The sequence below is a fragment of the Lysinibacillus sp. LZ02 genome, from assembly GCF_050613145.1.
In the GTDB taxonomy this organism is placed as follows: Bacteria; Bacillota; Bacilli; order Bacillales_A; family Planococcaceae; genus Lysinibacillus_B.
Genome location: NZ_CP192507.1, coordinates 3,300,896 through 3,323,631, shown reverse-complemented (window position 1 = coordinate 3,323,631; position 22,736 = coordinate 3,300,896). Strand labels below are relative to the sequence as shown.

Annotated in this window: 16 protein-coding genes; 13 read left to right on the top strand and 3 right to left on the bottom strand. The window is 37.9% G+C overall.

Translation table 11 applies throughout. From position 1 onward, the window contains the following. The first annotated feature begins 353 nt into the window (after positions 1 to 353). The 5 genes from ACQQ2I_RS16050 (at position 354) to ACQQ2I_RS16030 (ending at position 10,167) form a co-directional block, all read left to right on the top strand. On the top strand, positions 354 to 1,853 hold the full coding sequence (locus ACQQ2I_RS16050; protein WP_431027776.1) for a glycine betaine uptake BCCT transporter: 1,500 nt from the start codon (positions 354 to 356) through the stop codon (positions 1,851 to 1,853). A 681-nt stretch (positions 1,854 to 2,534) separates the two neighbouring features. Further along, the gene (locus tag ACQQ2I_RS16045; RefSeq protein ID WP_431027775.1) at positions 2,535 to 3,548 is read left to right on the top strand and encodes a Wadjet anti-phage system protein JetD domain-containing protein; all 1,014 of its coding nucleotides are present in this window, start codon (positions 2,535 to 2,537) and stop codon (positions 3,546 to 3,548) included. Then, complete coding sequence (locus tag ACQQ2I_RS16040; protein WP_431027774.1) at positions 3,539 to 5,041, top strand: replicative DNA helicase; 1,503 nt, start codon at positions 3,539 to 3,541, stop codon at positions 5,039 to 5,041. Before ACQQ2I_RS16045 ends, ACQQ2I_RS16040 begins: the two co-directional genes overlap by 10 nt. Beyond that, positions 5,031 to 5,780 carry a DUF6063 family protein gene (locus tag ACQQ2I_RS16035; RefSeq protein WP_431027773.1) on the top strand — a complete coding sequence of 250 codons (750 nt, stop codon included), beginning with the start codon at positions 5,031 to 5,033 and terminating at the stop codon, positions 5,778 to 5,780. Before ACQQ2I_RS16040 ends, ACQQ2I_RS16035 begins: the two co-directional genes overlap by 11 nt. After that, positions 5,764 to 10,167 carry a hypothetical protein gene (locus ACQQ2I_RS16030; RefSeq protein WP_431027772.1) on the top strand — a complete coding sequence of 1,468 codons (4,404 nt, stop codon included), beginning with the start codon at positions 5,764 to 5,766 and terminating at the stop codon, positions 10,165 to 10,167. Before ACQQ2I_RS16035 ends, ACQQ2I_RS16030 begins: the two co-directional genes overlap by 17 nt. A gap of 352 nt (positions 10,168 to 10,519) precedes the next feature. Here the strand turns inward: ACQQ2I_RS16030 and ACQQ2I_RS16025 are convergent, their stop codons facing one another. Then, positions 10,520 to 11,695: an iron-containing alcohol dehydrogenase gene (locus tag ACQQ2I_RS16025; RefSeq protein WP_431027771.1), complete on the bottom strand. Its 1,176-nt coding sequence runs from the start codon at positions 11,693 to 11,695 to the stop codon at positions 10,520 to 10,522. A gap of 437 nt (positions 11,696 to 12,132) precedes the next feature. Between ACQQ2I_RS16025 and ACQQ2I_RS16020 the strand changes: the two genes are divergently transcribed. Next, a complete protein-coding gene (locus ACQQ2I_RS16020; RefSeq protein WP_431027770.1) occupies positions 12,133 to 13,047 on the top strand; it encodes a glycine betaine ABC transporter substrate-binding protein in 915 nt (304 codons plus the stop codon). Positions 13,048 to 13,267: 220 nt separating this feature from the next. Here the strand turns inward: ACQQ2I_RS16020 and ACQQ2I_RS16015 are convergent, their stop codons facing one another. Continuing rightward, complete coding sequence (locus ACQQ2I_RS16015; protein ID WP_431027769.1) at positions 13,268 to 14,221, bottom strand: tetratricopeptide repeat protein; 954 nt, start codon at positions 14,219 to 14,221, stop codon at positions 13,268 to 13,270. Positions 14,222 to 14,494: 273 nt separating this feature from the next. On the opposite strand from ACQQ2I_RS16015, the gene ACQQ2I_RS16010 reads away from it, so the two are divergent. From ACQQ2I_RS16010 to ACQQ2I_RS16000, 3 genes are all read left to right on the top strand, one after another. After that, positions 14,495 to 14,842 (top strand): DMT family transporter, encoded by a 348-nt coding sequence (locus ACQQ2I_RS16010; protein WP_431027768.1) that lies wholly within the window; start codon positions 14,495 to 14,497, stop codon positions 14,840 to 14,842. Continuing rightward, positions 14,843 to 15,157 (top strand): DMT family transporter, encoded by a 315-nt coding sequence (locus ACQQ2I_RS16005; RefSeq protein ID WP_431027767.1) that lies wholly within the window; start codon positions 14,843 to 14,845, stop codon positions 15,155 to 15,157. 152 nt (positions 15,158 to 15,309) lie between these two features. Further along, entirely contained in the window at positions 15,310 to 15,876 is a 567-nt protein-coding gene (locus ACQQ2I_RS16000; protein WP_431027766.1) for a TetR family transcriptional regulator, read from the top strand. A 333-nt stretch (positions 15,877 to 16,209) separates the two neighbouring features. Here ACQQ2I_RS16000 and ACQQ2I_RS15995 read toward each other — a convergent pair whose 3' ends face one another. Then, the gene (locus tag ACQQ2I_RS15995; RefSeq protein WP_431027765.1) at positions 16,210 to 17,859 is read right to left on the bottom strand and encodes a sensor domain-containing protein; all 1,650 of its coding nucleotides are present in this window, start codon (positions 17,857 to 17,859) and stop codon (positions 16,210 to 16,212) included. A 902-nt stretch (positions 17,860 to 18,761) separates the two neighbouring features. Between ACQQ2I_RS15995 and ACQQ2I_RS15990 the strand changes: the two genes are divergently transcribed. From ACQQ2I_RS15990 to ACQQ2I_RS15975, 4 genes are read left to right on the top strand one after another with little or no spacing between them, the layout of a single operon-like run. After that, positions 18,762 to 19,823 carry an iron-siderophore ABC transporter substrate-binding protein gene (locus tag ACQQ2I_RS15990; protein WP_431027764.1) on the top strand — a complete coding sequence of 354 codons (1,062 nt, stop codon included), beginning with the start codon at positions 18,762 to 18,764 and terminating at the stop codon, positions 19,821 to 19,823. A gap of 1 nt (position 19,824) precedes the next feature. Further along, positions 19,825 to 20,859 (top strand): FecCD family ABC transporter permease, encoded by a 1,035-nt coding sequence (locus ACQQ2I_RS15985; RefSeq protein WP_431027763.1) that lies wholly within the window; start codon positions 19,825 to 19,827, stop codon positions 20,857 to 20,859. Further along, positions 20,856 to 21,887: a FecCD family ABC transporter permease gene (locus ACQQ2I_RS15980; RefSeq protein ID WP_431027762.1), complete on the top strand. Its 1,032-nt coding sequence runs from the start codon at positions 20,856 to 20,858 to the stop codon at positions 21,885 to 21,887. The genes ACQQ2I_RS15985 and ACQQ2I_RS15980 overlap by 4 nt, the downstream gene beginning before the upstream one ends. Then, positions 21,887 to 22,732 (top strand): ABC transporter ATP-binding protein, encoded by an 846-nt coding sequence (locus ACQQ2I_RS15975; protein ID WP_431027761.1) that lies wholly within the window; start codon positions 21,887 to 21,889, stop codon positions 22,730 to 22,732. The genes ACQQ2I_RS15980 and ACQQ2I_RS15975 overlap by 1 nt, the downstream gene beginning before the upstream one ends. The last annotated feature ends 4 nt before the right edge of the window (positions 22,733 to 22,736 follow it).

Genomic DNA, 22,736 nt, shown 5'->3' with positions numbered 1-22,736 from the left:
CATTACAACATTAGGTTAAAAAGAAGTTTGAATTATAGTTAATTGTCTGGATTGTTTCTACACCCGGTGCACGATGCTTCATCGTAATGGCTGTTTATATATGCTTATATTCTATTAAAAAAACAATTCAAGAGGCACTCTAATTTTTTTATGGCGATTCTTATTCGAGCAAAATTCGTTAAGAATCGCTTTTTTATGCCTAAGGCTATCGATTTTTATATATGCTTAAAGGAATATATAAATACCTTTTTGTGTAAAAGGTTAATAGGAAAGTCTAGTCCATTTGACATCCCCTTTAATTTTCTGTTAGGTTTAGAACTGAAGTGTCAAAAAGAGAACTTTAAGGGGGAAACATGAAGAAAATTACAAATGTATTTTGGATTACGCTACTGCTTGTTGTATTAGCAGTAGGTTTTGCGACATTGGCTCCAGCAACTTTTGAAGAAGTTACAGGCAATGTTCGAGCTTTTATAACTACCGCATTTGGCTGGTACTATTTGTTGATTGTTACGATTATAGTAGTATTCACTTTAATCGTGATTGTAAGTCCATTTGGGAAAATACGCTTAGGAAAAGATACAGATCGACCAGAGTATTCTCATCTTACTTGGTTTGCCATGCTATTTTCAGCAGGGATGGGTATCGGACTTGTGTTTTGGGGTGCTGCAGAGCCACTGTCTCATTATGCAATTAACCCAGCCACTGCAGAACCAGGTACCGCATTGGCTTTCCGTGAATCGATGCGTTATACATTTTTCCACTGGGGACTGCACGCTTGGGCCATCTATGCAGTCGTAGCGTTAGCACTCGCTTACTTCCAGTTCCGTAAAGGGGAGCCTGGATTAATTTCAGCAACATTGAAGCCGATATTTGGAGACAAAATGAATGGACGCTGGGGTGTTCTGATAGATGTCTTAGCAGTTTTTGCAACGGTTGTGGGAGTAGCCACAACACTTGGCTTTGGTGCTGTTCAAATTAATGGGGGATTATCCTACGTATTTGGTATTGACAATACGTATTGGATACAAGTGGCGATTATTACAGTGGTTTCTGTGTTGTTCTTAATATCCACTTGGTCAGGGCTAAGTAAAGGGATGAAGTATTTATCGAACACGAACATGATTTTAGCATTAATATTACTCATCCTTGTTATCATTCTAGGACCAACTATATTGATTTTCAATATGTTCACGGATTCAATTGGTGGTTATTTCCAAAATATTATCCAGATGAGTTTTCGTGCCTCTCCATTGGATGAAACCAATCGTGACTGGATTAATGGTTGGACAATTTTTTACTGGGCTTGGTGGATTTCGTGGTCACCTTTCGTCGGTATATTCATTGCACGTGTCTCTAAGGGACGTACCATACGGGAATTTTTAATTGGGGTATTGCTCATTCCATCTCTTGTCAGCTTTTTTTGGTTTGCTGCATTCGGCTCTACAGCCATGAATATTCAACAAAAAGTAACGGATTTAACCGGTTTAGCTACAGAAGAAATACTCTTTGCTGTATTTAATGAGTTACCATGGTCTATGTTGTTATCCATTATTGCCATAATTCTAGTCGGAACCTTCTTTATCACTTCTGCGGACTCAGCTACCTTTGTTCTTGGTATGCAAACAACAAATGGCTCCTTATATCCGCCAAATAGAGTGAAGCTAACATGGGGTATTTCCCAATCGTTAATCGCCATCATTTTGCTTTCTGCGGATGGATTGACGTCATTGCAAAATGCACTCATTATATCGGCCTTTCCATTTTCGTTCATCATGATTCTCATGATGCTTTCGATGTATAGGGACATGTCGCTTGAAGTACGGAAGATGAAGAAACCAAAAGTAGAAAAGTAGGATTTGTCACGTTAGCATGCTATCCCTTCTCATTGAGAAGATTTTCATTTTGATGCGAGCTAGACAATTCGCCATAAATCAAAAGGCAATCACTCAACACGTACTGAGTGATTGCCTTTTATGGTTCTTGAACATTTTTAAGTCATCTGTTGCGTAGTAGATAATACGTTAAATTTAAAGCTAAGTGTGAACAACCGTGTATGACAAAGTTAAACTGGCTTGACTTAGATCTTCAGCGGGCTTGGTTCTTACACAATAGACCCAAGCTCTACCTAAAGGTTTGAATTACTGGCTTTTAGGTTCGCGATATTCAAAAGTCTCCGTAAGCATTTTTATCAAACCTTATTAATTCCTTTGTAAGAGCTATTTTTGACCCTCAAAAAAGTCCTTCAAACGTTGATATAATAAGGTTTGTCTGTTATATATAATGAATACCCACCATCTCAATAATACGAGTTTATTGAAATTCAATGAACGTCAAAACCCCTTTACGATTAGTGAGATTTTAGAGGTTTTTTTTTTAAAAATCCATTTCATAAGCGTATTACTAATCCAACCTCCAAATATGATAAAATTATTTAATAAATACCCTGATTTTCGAGCGAAGAGATACGGGCATCAATCATCTGCGGCATTGTATATGGTTGCAGAATGGTTTCGAACAAAGAGAGGTGAGCGGTGATGCAAGACAAGCTTAAAGAATTTTTAAGTCAGTATAAGTTGTCGAAGATTTCAGTTTTACAGTTAGCGGAGCAGTGTCCGACGTTGCAGTATGAGCAATTTGCACAGCTTATTTTAGGATTTGAGCAACAGCAAATATTATTGCCCGTTAAGTCGTCTAGCATGAATGGGAAGCAGCCTGCGCTTGCTAATAGTTATAAAATTAATAAAGCTATTGCTCGCCAGGATGTTCGGGAGCAGATTAAACAGCTGAAGAAAACATTTCATCCTGCGATATGGATTGAATATTATTTAACGAAAACATCTCAGCAGCTTCAGCAAGACTTACCTGCATTACTACTTTTAAATGATTATTTGCTAAAAAAATCACTACCAAAAACGAAAGCCCTCGCCCAAGAACGTTCCTTTGAAATATTTCACGATGAAAAATATATAACCGATCAAGGTGGTAAAAAACTTTTAGAGCGGGTTAAAATATGGGACTTATTAGAGATTTGGCCGATAGCCGATCCGGTCAGTTTTGCCATTAATCCAATCGCTTTACAAAATGAAGTACATAAATTGCTAATCGTTGAAAATAAGGCGACGTTTTATAGTTTATTGCCAGCGTTAAGGGACGGCGATTTTACGGCATTATTATATGGGCAAGGCAATGCCATTAATGGCACAATTCAAGTATTACAGGACCAATTGCCGCTCGATTATGAGCAAGTGCGTTTCTATTATTTTGGAGATGTCGATGCTGAAGGAATATCAATTTGGTTTTTATTGCGACAAAAAATAAATGTCGTTCCAGCTTTACCGTTTTACAAAGCTTGTTTGCAGCAGGTAGCAGCGAAGGGGAAAGACTATCAGCAACAAAACCCAGCCGCAATTGAGGCGTTTCTAGCCTATTTTGATCCACAGGAACAACAACAAATCAACCAGCTATTAGTAAATGGTTGTTATTATCCGCAGGAAGCATTAAAGGCACATGAATTACAGCATATATGGAGGCATTGGCTTTGGACGTAAAAGATATTATGCAAGGCTATGGAGAACGTTATAGCAGATTATTGTTGTTTGAGCCATTGAATAAATTATCGGCGATGCAAAAGAAGGACCGGCAAAATGTACCGATTGATATGCGTGGTCTCGGTTTACTGACGCTGCTTTATTTTTTTGAACAGAAAATTATGCGGAATACGAAAGTTGGTAAAAAGCAGTTATCGGAATTTTTACATAGTGCAACGGCAGAGACAATGGATGTTACCAAGGAAGAATATGATGGGCTAGCGCGTTCGATTATCGAAACGTTTCGACCAGGTACAGGAAAAGTGAAAACGGCAGAGTATTACAACTGGGAAACAGGGCAAATGGATACGGTATCCTATCAGTATTTAAAGGCGAGTGCATTTAATGCCGCAACGAATGAGCAGTTTTACGTATTAGATGAGCATGGGCTGGAGCTAGTGTTTGCGACGAAGGAATTTTATAGTGAATTTCAGCTGTCGATTAGTCAGCTAGTGCTACGCAAGCAGCTTGAAAAGGGCGAGTTTAAAGGGGCATTGCGTCAAATCAATGAAATGCGTGTTGCGGTTGAATCGATTGAAGAGCAATTAAGTCGATTGCAGCATGAAATTCGTCGTAATATTATTTCGAACGAAGTATTTTCCCGCTATGAGAAGCTGGTGGAGGATATTTCATTTCGCTTGAAATATGAAAATGACGAGTTTAATGAGCTACAGCAATTTGTGCTAGAGGCGAAAGACCGTTTGTATTACAAAGATACGTCAAAAAAAGAGATAGATGCCTACAATTTAGTGTTAACGATTTCTTATGAGTTAGAAAGTGTTCATGCGTATCATACGACATTATTGCAGAAAAGTATTGAGCTGCAAACGACGGCATTGGAGGCAGCGAAGGAAGCGCTCTATTACATTGGTGTTGAATCGTTCAACTTTGATTTGGACGTAACGGCACGCATTATTTCCTATCCACTACCGGTTGACGTGTTAAAGGCGATGGTTGTACCGTTTTTACAGGTGGACGAGCAGCAGCAGTGGTCGCTTTTTTCGATATTTGACAAACAAAATATTTACGAGGAACGTGTTGAAAAAGACATTCCGACATTGCTTGAAATCGATGAACAAGAGGAAAATCTGCAAAAACAGCAGATGGTTGAATTTTATTCAGTCGTGTTAAAGCTACTGTTAAAAGCATTGCAGCAGCAAGAAGAAATTACGTTACAGCAATGGTTTGATCAACTACAACAAGATGAACAGCTAGCACCACTGTTACAGTCGCGTTTCGTCTACGACTTCTTTCTATTACTACACCAACGCTCGCCGATTGAGATACAGAATGAGGTGAAGGAAGAGGCGTATTTATGGTCCACATTGCATCGTATTTTAGATGGTGTGGCATTAGACATTGTAGAGTTGCCCGACATTTTACACGTGACCGAACGATTTACGATTCAAAATATGCGCATTACAAAACGGGGTGAAACAAGAGATGTTCTATGAAGCGAATAATGTTATGAAGGCATTTGAACTATATACAAAGTTAGCGCGACAAGGTGTGTTGGCAGGTGAAGATTATCAACTTTACATGTCTAATAATGAAGTGTACACATTGTTAGATCAATATGCAGATATGGTGGAGTGTGTGCTTTTTGTTGCAGCGAATCAGTTATATATGGTACCGAAAGCGATGAATTCACCGTTTCACGTTAACAATGAATATTTACGAAAAACGTATTTAAAGGCCAATGCAACGAATGGAGATTTATATTTATTGTATTTTTCGACCATTGTATTGCTCGGTGAATTTTATAACAGTTATTTTACGAAGGAGCCGACGATTCACTTTTTAACGTTATCGCGTTGGGTAGAGGCTGTAAATGAACGAATCGACGTACTAGCACAGCATCCAGATGAACGGTTAAAGGAATTAGAAAAAGAGCATTCGTACAATTGGCTATCGATTTTAGAAAAATGGAACGCCTTGGATGATATTAAAGAATCGGCGAAAAGTCAAAAAGGGCAAACGCTAAGTCGCTTAAGTTTTATTCATACAGCGAAAAACTTTTTAGTAAAAGAAGACGTGATTACAGATATCGGAAATGATGAGGTAGCGTTAACGGAGAAGGCGCAAACGATTGTTCAGCGCTACTTCATGAATTTAGAGCATAACAATAAAATTTTACAGTTTTTATATGACTTACAGCCGAAAGAGGAGGATACCGATGCCAATCATCTCTAAAATCCGCTTTTCGAACGTTGTTTATGAGGGTGGAAATAAACGCTATACAGATGAGATTTTTCATTTTCACGGAGAAAATAGTGCGATTGTGTTAGAAAATGGTGGTGGTAAAACGGTATTTATTCAGGCGGCATTGCAGGCGATTTTACCACACACCTCTCTTGCGAATCGTAAAATCAAAGAAACGTTAGTATTTGATGATGGTCCAGCACATATTGCCATTGAGTGGATTAAAAATGATCGCCCACGAATTTATGCATTAACCGCAATTACCATTTTCCCGCACCAAAACGGAATCGACTCTTATCGTTATGTGTATGAATACGGTCCAAATGACGCGCATCGTATTGAAAACTTACCATTTACGCATAAGACGACGAACAATCAAAAACGCATTGCTAGTCATGCAGAAATGAAAGAGTATTATTCGATGATGAGTCAGCAATCGATGTCTGCTCAGACGTTTGCGACCATTTCAAGTTATACAGAATATATAGAAAAAAACTTTCAAATTATTTCAGATGAATGGAAAAGCATTAATACAATCAATTCAGCTGAGGGCGATGTAGAAGAGTTTTTTGCAGCATGTCCGACAGAAAAGGCGTTATACGAAAAACTACTGATCCCAACGGTCGAACAATCGATCGCATCATTTGAAAAAAATAAGTTTGTCGATATTTTTGAAAAGCACCGTGACAAGTTCCAACTGTTTAAACAATTAACAGCGCAGTTAAAAGAATATGAAGCTATTCAAAAACGACTCGCTCGCTATGTCGATGTTGTGGCGTCTTTACATGAAAAACAATTGGACTATGAAGCAGTGAAGCAACTGGCGAAAAAACTTGATGCGCAGCTAAAGAACTTAATAGCTCAAAATGAAGAAAAGTCGGGGCAATTAAACGATCGTCAACAGCAGCTCGAGCAGCAACTGCAACATCTGAACTTCAAAGAAAAAAGCTACGAAATTGCGGTCATTCAAGAGAAGTTAATCGGTTTAACGGAACGCGAACAACAGTTAGCACGGCAAAAGCAGTCGGTACAAACGAACATCGATGATAACGCGCTCTATTTGGCAAATTTAAAATATACGAACGAACAGCATTTGTTGATACAGTCCGAGCAGCTAGTGCAGCTTTACGAGGGTGAACTGCGAAAAATAGACGAGCAGCTTTCCAATACGGACTTATTGCAACAATTAGATGACGTGAAAGCGGCCATTCGTGGCAATCAGTTAAGCGAGCAACAGCGTTTTGATAAGCAGGTTCAAGCAGCGCAATTGACAGTAAGACAAAGTGAAAAATTATATCAAGAGCATTTAGATCGAACAGCAGAACTAAAACGAGTAGTGACCGAGATTGATAATGAATTAATCCGCTTGCAAGAACGCATATCAATGTCGGAAGAGCAAAGCGAAGCAATGGCTAAATACTTATTTGATGACGATGTGCAAAAACAACAGCCATTAGCGGAATTACGTCAACAATGGACGCAACAGGAACAGCAGTTGGACGACCTAAATGTTCGTTTTCAAAATGAACAAAGTGAATTAACCGATAAAAAAGAGCAGTATGCCGAGCGTGTTACAGCTTTATCGAACGTGCTATTACAGTTAAAAGAGAAAGAATCTACGATTAGAGAAAAATTGAACGTAATCGCTCAACATGAACAAAAAATATTGCAGCAGCTGATGACCTATCTTTCAAAAATAACAGTTGAAACGAATTTATATTCGAAAGAAGCTTCAATTACACAGCAGCTAACGCAAATGCTTGAGAAAAAAGAGCGTCTATATGCGGATAAGCTACACGAGGAGCGACTTGCCCTTCGACATGTTGATGATTACGGTGAGCAGCAGACGTTTTTTGCAGATCCGTATATTGCAAAACAATTGCCGAGCTGGAACCAGCAATTTTCGTATTTAGAAACTGCGATTGAATATGCCATGAACGATGAAACTATAAAGCTCAATCAGGCGTTGCTTGCCATTACACTGATTACGACAGATGATGAGAAAGAAGCGCTTGAGCAAAAGGTGCTACGTGTAGCCGAATATTTAACGTACCCCATTCAAGTTTGGTCGTTATCCCAGGCTATTGCGATTAGTAAAGGTGAAATAGAACCACCAAATGCCTTGTTGGAGCCTGCTTTATGGCAGCAATTAAGCGATTCAGAAGCATTTACAAATTGGCAGCAGCAAGCACAGCAGCACGCGACCAAAATAGAACAAGAGCGTAAACGGCTAGAAGCTGAACGTGCGAACGTAGCCCAGTTGCTGCAACAATTACAACAATTCTATACACAATATCCATTTGCTCATTTCCAACAGCTTGAAAAAGGTTTGAAAGAGCTACAAGTACAAACATATGAAACAAATAAACAACGAAATGACGCGCAAGGTTTCGTCAAACAAGCAGATGAAACATTACAGCAAATTCGTTTAAAAATTGACCACAATAAAGAGCAACACAACTATTATCACGATAAACTCAAACAAGTGTTGGAATATGAGAAGGTAGTAAAAGCAATTCAACAGCTACAGCAGCAGATGAATTTAGAAAACGATAATTACAATTTGAAAACAGTCGAGCTGAACCAACTTCAACAGCAATGTAACGAGGCAGCTGAACAATTTGAGGAAGCGAAAGATGCTTTAGCGAGCATCAACAGCAATTATCAAATTTTACAAGCGAAGCGTCATTTATATGAAGAAGTAAAGGATGCTGTGCCAGTTTTTACGGAAACGGATTATGATGTGCTAGCACAGCAATACTATAATTTAGATAATCAAATTAAAGGCTTTGCATCAGATCGCCAGTCGAAAGAGCAATTAATTGTTCAGCAAAAGCAGCAAAGTACACGCTGTCAACAACAGATGGAACAGCTATTAGCTGAGTATAGTGAGATTGATAAGCAACTGCCATTACCAGTGAATATAGGGGAGCTGTTAATTTCTTTACCGAAAAGCATTAAAGGGTTGGAAAGTGATTTTGCTTTAGTTTCAAATCAATACACTGAAGCCTCTACAGAGAAAGCAAAAGTTGAAGGGGCTTTAGAATTGAAAATGAATGAAATTGAAGCCCCGTTTAAGTTCACCGATCCACTTGCTACTGTTCTCTATCAGCTACAGCAAGAGAACAAGCGATTACAGCTACAACAAAATCAGCTTACGCAATCAAAAAATACGGTGTCCAAGCAGCGTCAACAACTGCAAGAAACAGCACAAAAAATGCTCGTTTCCGATGCGAAACATAGCTTTTTAGCCCCACATATAACGCTAGCAACGTTAACAATTGAGGAAGAAAATGATTTTATGTACCGTCAAGATGATTTTATTCAGTCATGCATGAAACAGCTGGATGATGTAGCTTCGCAAGTCAATCGTCAACGCGAGATGACGAACAATGAAAAAGAGGCATTTTTACAATTTTGCCAGCAAGAAGTGTCGGAAGTTCGTTTACGCAATACAATTATTGATGGCATTAAATCCAAGCAAACGTATGAGGACATCGTGCAGCACCAACATAATATGGACAAAACGATCCATATGAGCCGTCAATATACGGAAGAGGATATTAAAAAGCATGATGAAAATTTAGTGCATTTCATTCAGCATATTCATGTCCATTTACGCAAAGTCGTGGATGAATTAAAGCTTATTCCTCGCAAAACGAAAGTGCAGGTGGATGGTGAGGACGTGCTCATTTATCGTTTTACGATTCCGGAATGGAGCGAGGAGGAAGGGCATGCACAAATTCGCGCACGTTTGGACTGGATTATGGAGCAGCTTGAGCAAATCGAAAAGCGCACGCCGGATGAGCAGGAAAGCCAACAAAAAGTACGTAAACAGTTAGAAGAGTGGCTAAGTACGGTGCAATTATTGCGCTACATTACTCAAAATAAAGAATGGCGTATTGCTTGCCGAAAAGTGATGAACGATAACCGTATTGCGAAAGGTTATGAAACGTGGAGTCGTTCCAATGCATGGTCTGGTGGGGAAAAATGGAGTAAAAATATGGCGCTGTTTTTAGGCTTACTTAATTACGTGGCTGAAAAGCGTCAGTTCATTTCATCGAAACAGAAGTCGCGTACTGTTATTTTAGATAACCCGTTCGGCAAGGCATCGAGCGATCACGTATTAAGCCCTGTATTTTTCATTGCCCAGCAACTTGGCTTCCAAATTATCGCGTTAACCGCCCATGTAGAAGGAAAGTTTTTACATGACTATTTCCCAGTAGTTTATAGTTGCCGTCTTCGTTCAGCGGTTGGTGTCGATAAGCTTATTGTGGAAACAAAGAAAACAGTGCATTATGCATTATTTCAAGACCATGACGAAGCAGCAGGTGAAGCGATTAAAAGTGAGCAATTGCAATTGTTTATGGAAAACTAATGAGTTGTTAACCAGTTTTAGAGTTGAAAATAGAAATGTTGCTAGGTCAAGACGGGAGCCCTTTCACTACAGAGCAAAGCTTTCTGTGACTCAAGAACAAAAGCCAAGATCACCACGTCCTGTGGTACCGCCTTTATGAGCAACATCATGTTACTCGGAGCTGAAGCCACATAAGTGTAAACTTAAGAAAAATTTCATTTCAAATAAATGTTAGTAGTCTTTATTATAAATCTACATCTTTATTAATTAGGTTTATCATTATCGATTATAAAAGCAATTAAATAGAGAAGCAGGCACCCCTAGAATAAGGAATTGCTCGCTTCTCTTCTTGTAGTTTTAATAATAAAAAAACTTATTTTTCAACAATTTCACCGTTAAATGCTGCACGGTAAATAGTATAAATATCTTCTTTTTCTAATGGGAGGGGACTACGGGCTAAAATGCGCGTTTGCTTTGTTGCGTCTTCTGTTAATAAATCAAGGGCGTTTTCAGGAATATTAAACCCTTTCAATGTTAATGGAATATTTACATCTGCAACAAGCCGTTTTAATTCATGAACACATGCATAAGAGGCTTCTTCTTGTGATAAATTCGTTGCACTGAAGCCCATTGCTTCATAAATATCCTTCATACGTTTTTCACAGCTACTACGAATATAACCCATCACATATTGTAAAAGTACTGCATTTGAATCCCCATGTGCAATATGGAATTGTCCACCTAATGGATACGCTAATGCATGAACGCCCGCAACACCAGCATTGAAAAAGGCTAAACCAGCAAGATAGCTACCATAGCTCATTTTTGTACGAGCGTCTTTATCCTGACCATTTTCAACAGCTGTTCGTAATGAAGAGCTAATTAAGCGAATGGCTTGCAATGCTAATGCATCGGATACTGGACTTGCATTCACTGATACATATGCTTCTACTGCATGTGTCAGAGCGTCAATACCTGTTGCGGCTGTAATTTTTGGAGGTACAGTCACCGTTAATTGTGGATCTACGATAGCAACATCAGCTAGTAAATAATCGTGCGATATAACGTCTTTTGTCGTTTCAAGAGAGAGTACCGAAATATTTGTGATTTCTGAGCCTGTTCCTGCTGTTGTTGGAATTAAGATTGTTGCAAGACCTTTATTATTTAATGTTTTTGTACCTGTTAAGTTTAGGTATTCTTCTACTTTTCCTTCATGTGTTGCCATAACGCCCGCTAACTTTGCTAAATCTAGGGCACTACCACCACCAAGACCGATTATTAAATCAAATTGATGTTCACGTGTGAAACTCGCTAACTTTTCACCAATGGCTAATGGAGGCTCTGGTACAACATCTGTATAAATTTCATAAGCACACCCTAATACTTCTAATGGTTTCGTTACTTTATCAGTCATACCCATATTTTTTAAAAATGGATCTGTGACAATAATCGCTTTTTTGGCATTAAAGCGTTGTACCTCTTGTGCTAAATGCTCTAACGAACCCCAACCAGTATAGCTAATTGGCGCAAATGTAATTTTTTCACTCATAGTTACATCCCCCTTAAACAGATTTTACAGTTAAAATTCCGTTACTTAAGCTACCGTTACTTCCTTTAAAATGCATTATACACTATATTTAATGAATTATTGAATTTACAAAGAAACCTGTCGATAAGTAAGCCTTCACTACATATACGACTAAAAACTGGATACGAGCGGAATGCTAAATTTGAGTTTCCCTCTTGTTATAAATCATCAGCTTTCACGAAGAATCACATATTTTTCATATAAGTATACGTTTGCTATTTCTGAATCAAATACCCTACCAAGTAGAAGTTCTTAGCACATTAAAAAAACTGGATTTCATTGACAAAAGTAACAACCTGTTGTTAATATTAAGTTGTTGCTTTTAAGACTGAGTAAAATTTTATGATGAAAGTCTTTCATCGAAAAGCTAAGTTTTGTAATTAAGGGGGATATAAAAAATGATAAAATTCAAGTCGGTAGGAGTCACTTTCGGGTTAGCGGTTTCATTACTATTAACCGGGTGTGGTGATGAAGAGGGGAATCAAAATAGCGAGAATGCAACAGGAGATTCTGTAAGCATAGGGGAACAAATAGATTATAAAATCACAGGTATTGAACCTGGAGCAGGGTTAACGGAGCTTTCAAGAAATACGTTAGAGGAATATGAAAACTTACACGGTTGGGAACTTGTAGAAAGTTCAACAGCGGGCATGTTAGGTTCATTGGAACAAGCGATTAGAAATGAAGAACCCATTATTATTACCGGATGGACACCGCACTGGAAGTTCTCGGCATATGATTTAAAATTTTTGGAAGACCCTAAAGGGACATTAGGTGGAATGGAAAATATCAATACGCTTGTCCGTAAAGGTTTTGAAACGGACTACCCTGATGCGTATACCATTCTGGATCGATTTTATTGGGAACCAGAAGATATGGAAGCGGTTATGTATGATGCACAAAACGTTTCCTTTGAGGAAGCGGCAATGAACTGGATAGAAGAAAACCAAGATAGAGTAAATGAATGGACAGAAGGGATCAACAAAGTAGATGGAAAAGAAATTGAAATCGTTTCAACTCCATGGGATACAGAAAGGGCTTCAAGTAGTGTGGTGGAGGCCGTATTAGAACAATTAGGCTACGATGTCACCGTGACACCAGTTGATCCGGCCATTATGTTCCAAGCAATCGCTACAGGTGAAGCGGATGCCACTGTCGCTCCTTGGTTACCGTCAACACACCATTCTTTTTATGAAAAACATAAGGAAGACGTAGTGGATTTAGGTGAGAACTTAAAAGGTACACAGACTGGATTTGTTGTGCCGACATATATGGACATCGACTCGATTGAAGATTTAAAGCCAATAGAGTAACGATACGTTCACTGTTAGTAGAAAGGAGAATTTCCTCATGAAGAGGGAAGTTCTCCTTTTTAGTTATAGTATCTTTATAGAACCATTCGTTTTATTGGTTTTGAATATGTTCATTATAAAATAAACCTACTGATTTATTGAGAAATGAGTAGGTTTAAGTTTGGTGCCAAGTAGTTATACAATGAACAACATCCCTATTTTTGAGTAACAAATTCACCACTCACTTTAAAAGTTCCTGAGCTCGTTTGCCCATAAAGGCTTCGGCGAGTGGATAGAAGGAAGTAAGGTCGTCTGATGAAAGTTCAATGCCTGCTATAAGTTGTTCGGTAGCCAAATTCACATCTTTACCTATGGCGTCTAATTGTTCTTGTGTAGGGAGAGCCGGTAATCTCCCTTTCGATTCTGCATTAATGATAAAGCTTGAGCAGATGGCGTGCGCCAATAAATCTCTTAAATGATTTGCTTCAATATGTTTATAATGCTCAGCGGCTAAGATCATTTGATGAAGATGGTGCAGAGAATTCGAATAATCTTTAATGTCCATGAGTATGTTAGCCATTGAAAAGTGTGATTCCGTTTGATTGGGGTCGATTTCAATTGATTTTTCAAATGCCGCCATTGCTAGTTCAGGGCGTGCACCTATAGAATAGAGATTGCCAAGTTTATTCCACAGTAAGGCGTTGTTCGGTGCTGCTGCAATTTTATTTAACAGGTGTTCTTCTCCATCTGTACAATATTTTGGTTTTGTTCCATCGAACAGTTGCATTTCGCCAAATTGAACAAAATTATTTTCAAGGTTAGGTGTTAGTAATGCGGCAATACCCATCATATAGAGCTCCGATGAATCTTCCCATTCTCCAGCGGTATTACAGTGCTTACAACGAAAATATCCAGTCATTTGCATTTTTTGCGCTGTCTTTCGTGTGTTTTCATTTTTTTCGTCAATATTAATATATAGTGTTCCAACGTTATATTTGCCTTTTTGGTTACAGTGTTTACACTGTAACATTACTTCATTTTTCGGCGTACCACTGATTATTTTTTCTCTATTGTCGGTAATTGATTTTACATACGTCCCCTTTAAATATTTAAACGTAGGGGATAGTGGAATAGTTGCGAGATCTTGATTTGTTAAAGCGTGAATTAATTTAGGATTAATTTGTCTTCCAGCCATGTGTTTGCTCCTTTGAAAGTATGTATAAGTATTGAACGCCTGCCATTGCTGATTATATTTTTAGTGTATCATACGACTCAACTTCTCTAAACCGCAATAGTGGTACATTCATTTTAAAATCTGTCCCAATCAAATAAATCTAAAACTATAAATTTGACTTTCATAATTATCTAGGATAAATTATGAATGAACGTCATTCATTTTATGGGTTGTTACCCTAAGTTAACAGTAAACAATTCTTCAACAATAAATAGTAATACGAGGAGGTTAAAGATGAATAAGTCGTGGATGTATGTTGTATTGACCAGTTTATGCGAATTATTATGGATTTTTGGTTTTAATGTTGCTAGTACATGGTGGCATTGGGCAATCATAATACCGATCATTGCTGTGGATTTTTGGTTTCTTTCTAAAGCTTGTGAAGGTTTACCGACCGGTACGGTATATGCCATATTTGCAGCTGCAGGTACAGTAGGTACCGCATTAATGGATATTTTTATATTCAATGAGAGTTTTACTGCTATGAAAATTGTATTTATATGTGTAATTGTCATTGGGGTGATGATGTTAAATATTGCGGATACAATTTCTGAACGAAAACTTCAAAAGGAGGCGGCATAATTGGGATGGTTATTTGTATTTTTAGCAGCTATTTTAGAGACAGTCGGCGTAATTGGTTTAAAAAAATTTAGTACAACGAAAAATTTTATAAACGCATTTATTTTAATCGCTGGATTCAGTGGGGCATTTTACTTTTTATATGCTTCGTTTGATTATTTACAAGTTAGTATTGCCTATGCAGTGTGGATCGGTATAGGTACGATAGCAGCTGTCCTAATTAATATGCTGTTTTTTGGAGAATCAAAAAGCATGGGACGAATTGTCGCTGTTATTGTTATTGTGATCGGTGTTTCCGGGTTAAAATATGTTTCGTAATAGATGAGAGAGCACAGAATATTTTCTTGCTCTTTTTTTCGCTTATCGATCAAGATGAAAAAGAATATGTTCATTGTTCTTTCCTTTAATTTTCGTTAAGATGAAAGTAACTATGAATGAGAATCATTCAATGAATATGGGGTGGTATTACATTGGATAAAAAACAAAAAATTATTGAAGCAACGATTGAACAGTTTATGACAAAGGGGGTAGAAAGCACTAAAATATCTGACATTGTAAAAGCGGCAGGCATAGCGCAAGGTACATTTTATTTATACTTTCCATCTAAATTTTCGGTAATGCCAGAAATCGCAAAATTTGCTGTTGAAGAAATTATGAAAGGTATCCACTCAAGCGTCGATTTATCACATGATTTTGATGATAAAATTGAACAACTTGTAAAAGCTGTCTTTTCGATAACAGAGCAAAAAAAAGAATTATTTGCTGTTCTCTATGCAGGTTTAGCACAGAGCGAGCATTTAAAACAATGGGAGTCAATCTATTCTCCATTTTATGATTGGGTGTATAAGTTATTAGACGAGTCAGTCAGAAAAGGAGAAATTCGACAAAATATTGATTGTGCACGCACTTCCCGAATATTAATAGGGCTAATCGAATCTACTGCAGAACAATTATATTTGTATGATACTCCGACGCAAGAAGAGATCGATGCTCAATACGAAGAATTAATACTATTTACGAAAAGTGCATTGAAATAAATGCACTTTTTTTAGGTGCCGGGCATGTCCTCAACTAGGTGATGAAAGTTCACTGTGGGCGTTGGAGTATGTGAACCACTAGCCGAAAGTATGGGTGTCCAAGGTGACGTGGAATCTGAAGGAAGTTGGAGGCAAAATCTTGGTCTGAGGAACACGAATTACATGAGGTTGTTTTACTAGTATTAGAAAGGAGAATTTCCTCATGAAGAGGGGAAATTCTCCTTTTAAGTATTTCAGTATTGAAAATAACAATACAAAGAATAAAAAATTAGGAATCACCAAAAATGCTTCAAGTGGATTTTTCAAATTAACGTGATCTCTATTTTTAGGGATTTATTGCACCTGTTGATAATAGCTTAACGGCTGTGGCTTCCCTAAAAAATAGCCTTGAAAACTATCGCACCCTTTCTTTTTTAAATAATCGTATTGTTCTTTTGTTTCTACCCCTTCTGCTAGTACGGTAAAACCAAGCTCATGAGCCATCTGAATTGTACTATTAATAATGGCTTTGTTTGAAGGATGTATTAATAAATCTTTTACAAAACTTTGATCAATTTTAATACAATTAATTTGGAAATCTTTTAAGTATTGTAAGCTTGAAAAGCCCGTACCATAATCATCTAGTGCAACCTCCATGCCTAATGACCGAAGCTTAGAAATAATGTGAATCACATTCTCTATATTTGTTGCAGCGACGCTCTCTGTGATTTCCAATTTAATATCATGTGGATCGACCTTATACACTTCGCATAAAGAAATAAGATGGTTCGTTAGGTTTGTATCAAAAAATTGCTTTAGTGAAAGGTTGAAAGCGACTTGTATTTTCTGCCCAACGGCTAGTTGAAGCGAGTGAAACTCTTGCAAGACAAGCTCAAATAATAAGTAGCCTAAAGGGATGATTAAACCGGTGCGCTCTGCAATCGGGATAAATTCTCCAGGAGAAATAACTCCTTGTATTGGATCATGCCACCGAACAAGCGCTTCAAAGCTAGTCAATTCGCCTTGATTGTTATATTGAGGTTGATAAGCCATCGTAAAGCGTTTATTTTGTATAGCTTCATATAGTAAATTTTTTAGCTCTAAACGTCGATTCGTATCTTCAATGATGCTGTCATTAAAGAAGATAAATGTATTTTTACCATTTAACTTTGCGAGTTGCAAGGCACGATTTGCATGTTGAAATAGCTCTTCATAGCAGGTTGCATAGGTAGGGTAATGAACAGCACCCATGGAAATCGTAATATAATAATCAATCTCTCCATATCTAATGGGCTTTTCAAATAGTTTAAATATCTTTTGAATGACTACCCGCGCAGATGGAGCATCTCCTAAAACAACTAGTGCAAATTCATCACCATACGTTTTGGCTAGTATGTTTCGTTCGCCTTTTACGATTTCAGCCAATTTTTCACCGATTGAACGTAAAATCTGATCGGCTTCAAAATTTCCTAAACTCTCATTAAAACTTTTAAAATCATCGACATTGATACAAAGTAATGTCATTTCTTCATTCGTGATCATTAGCTTTTCGACCGACGTTTTTAAATAATACGTATTAGGTAAACCCGTGATCGAGTCGATAATAAGTTGCTGTTGAATTTTATGCTCTAATAATTTTCGTTCTGTAATGTCGTGACGAATGGAAACGTATTGATAAGGCTGCCCCTGATCATTGAGAAAAGGAATAATGTATGTATCCACCCAGTAAAGGGTCCCGTCTTTAGTTTTGTTTTGAATTTCGCCTCGCCATGTTTGCCCCTTGGAAATGGTTTGCCACAAATTTTTGAAAAATTGTGGTTCATGGTAACCTGAGTTTATAATTTTATGCGTTTTCCCAATCAATTCTTCTAAAGGATACTTTGAAATTTCACAAAATTTCTCGTTAGCAAAGATAATCTTACCTTTCGTATCGGTTATGGCTAATATGGTAGTAGCATTTAATGCAGCTTCAATATCATATAACTCTTTTAGCTTACTCGACAAAGGGAATCCTCCCAACTGTTTTTTAGTGTACGTTTTTGAAATAGTAATTATATATGTTAGTGAATCGTATATTAAACATATTTATAATCAAAAAAAGGTATAGTGAATTTACATTAGTTTACTTAAATAATAAATACACTTTACATCTTAACAAAAAATTTACATTGCGGGTTGAATTTTAATAAAAAGCGTATTTATTGTCCGTTACATACAGAAAAAATATATAAAAGGATTTTTTAGTATCTTCTTAAATTGTCAACAGAGAGAAAGGGGGGAGGATTAAAAGGTTCAGAATTAAGGAAATTGCTTTATTTCTAGAAAACCAATATATTTTCTCCATGTGCAGTAGATTTCATATAGCGATTTGTACTGGGGCAAGCCGTACGTGAAGAAATAGGTAAAAATAAAACTAGCCTTTGCTCTTTGCAAGGGCTAGCTCTAGTTCACTGCGTATTTAATTATAGTACAGGTTTGTATGTGAACACACCTGCTGAAGCCCCAGCTTTAAAAACAATTTCCAACCTGCTAAGGGTGTACTTTTAATATAATCAATTAATAGCCTTTTCACTGTTAATCTTGGAAGGGGTGTTGAAATAACTTCCAACTACCCAATATCGTAATGAACATGCTAGCTACCCCAATTAAAAACTACTGTCTTTTCCTCATTAAAATGATTCGCTCCAACAATCACTCAGCAAAAATACTAAAGTGTTACATACATTCAAAGGTTGAAAGCTGTCTTTTTTTATTTACCGGGAAATTAGTTCAAAATTAAATAACGAGCGCAATATTACCATATATTATATTTTTGAATTATATATTGACAAGCTATTTTATAGGATATATAGTAATTTTGGTAATGATAATCAATATCAATTAAAAGATTGAGGAGTGAATTTAAAATGAATTCAAAACGATATTTTTCGTTTTTTGCAATGTTATTAATTTCAATTCTTTCTCTTGCACTTGTTGGTTGTGCAGATAAGGAATCTAGCTCAGAAGAAGCTGATACATCGAAATCTCAAAACACGGATTCAGAAGAAACAGCAACTGGGTATCCAATCGTCATTAAACACGCATTTGGCGAAACTGTAATTGAAGAAAAGCCTGAGCGTGTGGCAACAGTGGCTTGGGCAAACCATGATGTGGCACTTGCATTAGACGTTGTACCAGTAGGTTTCTCAGCGGCAAACTATGGTGTTCAAGACGATAGCGGTATGTTACCTTGGACTGCTGAAAAATTAAAAGAACTTGGTGAAGCCAATCCAAACATTTATCAAGATACTGACGGCTTAGATTTCGAAGCGATTGCAGATTCAAATCCAGATGTCATTCTTGCAGCATACTCAGGTATTACACAGGAAGAATATGATACGTTAAGTAAAATTGCTCCTGTTGTGGCATATCCAGAAATTCCATGGGTCATTACATGGCGTGACCAAATTTTATACAACGCGAAAGGTATGGGTATGGAAGAAGAAGGTAAACAGCTAATTGCTGATACTGAAAAATTAATTCAAGATAAGGCAAATGAACACCCTGAAATTAAAGGGAAAAAAGCTGCGTTTGCTATGTTCAATGTTACTGACTTATCAAAGTTTTATATTTACACACCAGGGGATCCTCGTGGAGAATTCCTTGAAGAAATAGGGATGGTTTATCCAGAAGGTATTAAAGCCCAAATTACAGATGAATCTAGCTTCTATATCGAATTAAGTGCTGAGAATGCGGATACGTTAAATGATACAGAGCTCTTTGTTGCCTATGGTGATGGCAATACATTAAAAGCACTTCAAGCTGATCCTATTTTAGGAAAAGTACCGGCAATTCAAAATGGTTCTGTAGTGATTATTGAAGATAACACGCCATTAGCAGCCGCGGGCAATCCAAACCCATTATCAATTCAATATACAATTGATGAGTACTTATCATTAATCTCAGATGTTGCGAAAAAGATGAAATAACATGAACATATCATCCGTTTCAGAAAAAAAGCAGGTACTTCTTCCACGTAATTTTACGAAAGTTCTCATACTCCTACTGATTTTATTCGGAGTATGTATTTTAGCCTCGCTTGCATTTGGCTCTCGGATGGTCGATTGGACTGATGTTCTGGATGGTTTATTCCATCCAGACGCCCAGTCTCATGAGGCCAATGTAGTTCGGCAAAGAATTGTGAGGACGATATTTAGTTTGATGTGTGGTGCTGCATTAGGTGTTTCAGGTGCACTCATGCAATCAGTTACACGCAATCCTATTGCAGATCCAAGTATATTAGGTGTGAATACAGGGGCATCTCTTTTTGTCGTTTGCGGAATCGCCTTTTTCAATATTAGTTCGGCAAATCAGTATATTTGGCTGGCAATAGCGGGGGCGATTATTACTGCTATTTTTGTATTTGGCATTGGTTCGATGGGAAGTGGCGGTGCTACACCTCTTAAACTCGTTTTAGCAGGTGCGGCGACAAGTGCAATACTATCTTCACTCGTCGTTGCAGTGATGATCCCTCGTACGAATGTAATGGACCAATTTAGGTTTTGGCAAGTTGGCAGTGTTGGGGCAGGAAACTGGGATTCTATTTCTCTATTTGCACCTTTTTTAATAGTAGGAATTGTCATAGCCATCATCACGGCACCAGCATTAAATGCATTAGCATTAGGAGAGGATGTCGCAACAGGTTTAGGCGTACGCACCGGTACGATTCGACTTGCTGGAGCATTTGGGGGCGTATTATTATGCGGTGCTGCAACGGCATTGGCAGGGCCAATTAGCTTTATTGGTTTACTCGCTACCCATCTCATTCGACTCGTCATTGGACCTGATTTACGCTATGTTATCCCACTATCAGCACTTTCAGGGGCGATTATTTTAACAATCTCAGATGTTTGTGGCAGGCTACTCGGTAGTCCTGGTGAGCTAGAGGTTGGCATCGTGACGGCATTTGTTGGGGCGCCAATATTAATTTTAATTACAATGAAAGCGAAAATGCGTGCATTATGATGAATGAAACAATGAATTCTATAATGAACTCGAGATTACGAAGACGGCGCCGCTTTCTATTCGTGACATCGATATTAGCGGTGATTGCGTTAGCACTTTGTAGCACAATGCTTATGCTTGGTAATACGATTTATCCTGTAAAAGATGTAATCAGCGTGTTGCTAGGTGAACAAGTTAAGGGGGCATCATTTGCCGTTGGTACAATCCGTTTGCCGCGTATGATTGCAGGGGTATTTGCAGGATTTGCCTTTGGTGTTGGGGGCTATATATTTCAAACGATGCTACGTAATCCTTTAGCGAATCCAAATGTCATCGGTATAACAGCTGGCTCAAGTGCAGCGGCCGTTTTTTGCATCATTGTGTTGCAGGCGAGCAATACGATGGTTTCGATTGCTTCCGTTGTGGGTGGGCTTGCAACGGTGTTAATCATTTATGCGCTGTCGAAAGGATCATCGTTTTCAATTGGAAGGCTCATTTTAATCGGTATCGGTATACAGGCAATGTTAAATGCCTTCATTTCGTATTTAATGTTAATTGGTAAAACGCACGATATTCCAACTGCAATGCGGTGGCTTAGTGGTAGCTTAAATGGTGCAAAGATGGAGACTCTTTATCCGCTAATGATGACAGTTTGTATTTTTGCGCCGATCCTTATTTTCTTCGGTAAACGATTAGAAATGCTCGAGTTAGGTGAGCAAGCAGCTACATCACTTGGTGTAGATACAAATAAGACAAGGCTCATACTGATCATCAGCTCAGTACTGATTATTGCGCTAGCTACAGCGACAACAGGTCCGATTGCATTTGTTGCATTCCTTTCAGGGCCAATTGCAAAGAAATTAGTTGGTGTTGGATTTTCAAATATCATTCCAGCCGGTCTAATCGGGATTATTTTAGTACTGGCAGCGGATCTAATTGGTCAATTTGCCTTTGTTACTAGATATCCTGTAGGAGTGATTACCGGCATTCTCGGTGCACCTTACTTGATTTACTTATTAATCCGAATCAATCGAAAGGGAGATCTATAATGAAACCAACACACACATTTCAAGCTGAACATGTCACTGCTGGATATGACAATAAAACGATTTTACATGGCATAGACGTAACCATTCCCAGCAATGAAATTAGCATTATTATTGGGGCGAATGGGTGTGGGAAATCGACGCTGTTAAAAACGATGGCGCGGTTAATAAAGCCTACGTCTGGACAAGTTTTACTAGATGGCAAACCAATTCATAAAATTCCACCAAAGCAATTAGCACGTGTGTTAGGGCTTTTACCGCAATCCCCGATAGTACCAGAGGGCATTACCGTTGCGGACTTAGTTGGAAGAGGAAGATTTCCGCATCATACCTTTTTAAAGAGCTGGACGAAGAAAGATTATGAAGCAGTGGCAGAGGCAATGGAAATCATGAATATTACGGAATTCGCTGATTGCCATATTGATGAGCTTTCTGGTGGACAACGACAGCGTGTTTGGATTGCGATGGCACTGGCACAACAGACGGATATCCTATTTTTAGATGAGCCGACAACGTATTTAGATATTACATATCAAATAGAAATACTCGATATGTTGACGGACTTAAATAAAAAATATGGTACAACGATTGTAATGGTTCTTCATGATATTAACCTATCCGCACGTTATGCAGACCATATTTTTGCGCTACACAAAGGCAAACTCATTGCGGAAGGCACACCAGTTGAAGTCATTACAAGTTCATTAATCAAAGATATTTTTGGTCTCGATTGTATGGTCATACAAGATCCGATATCAGAATCTCCATGTGTAGTACCAATTGGACGACATCATAATAAATTTGGCATGTGTAAAAACCAAACCCTTGTAGCTGAAGACTTTGGATAAATTA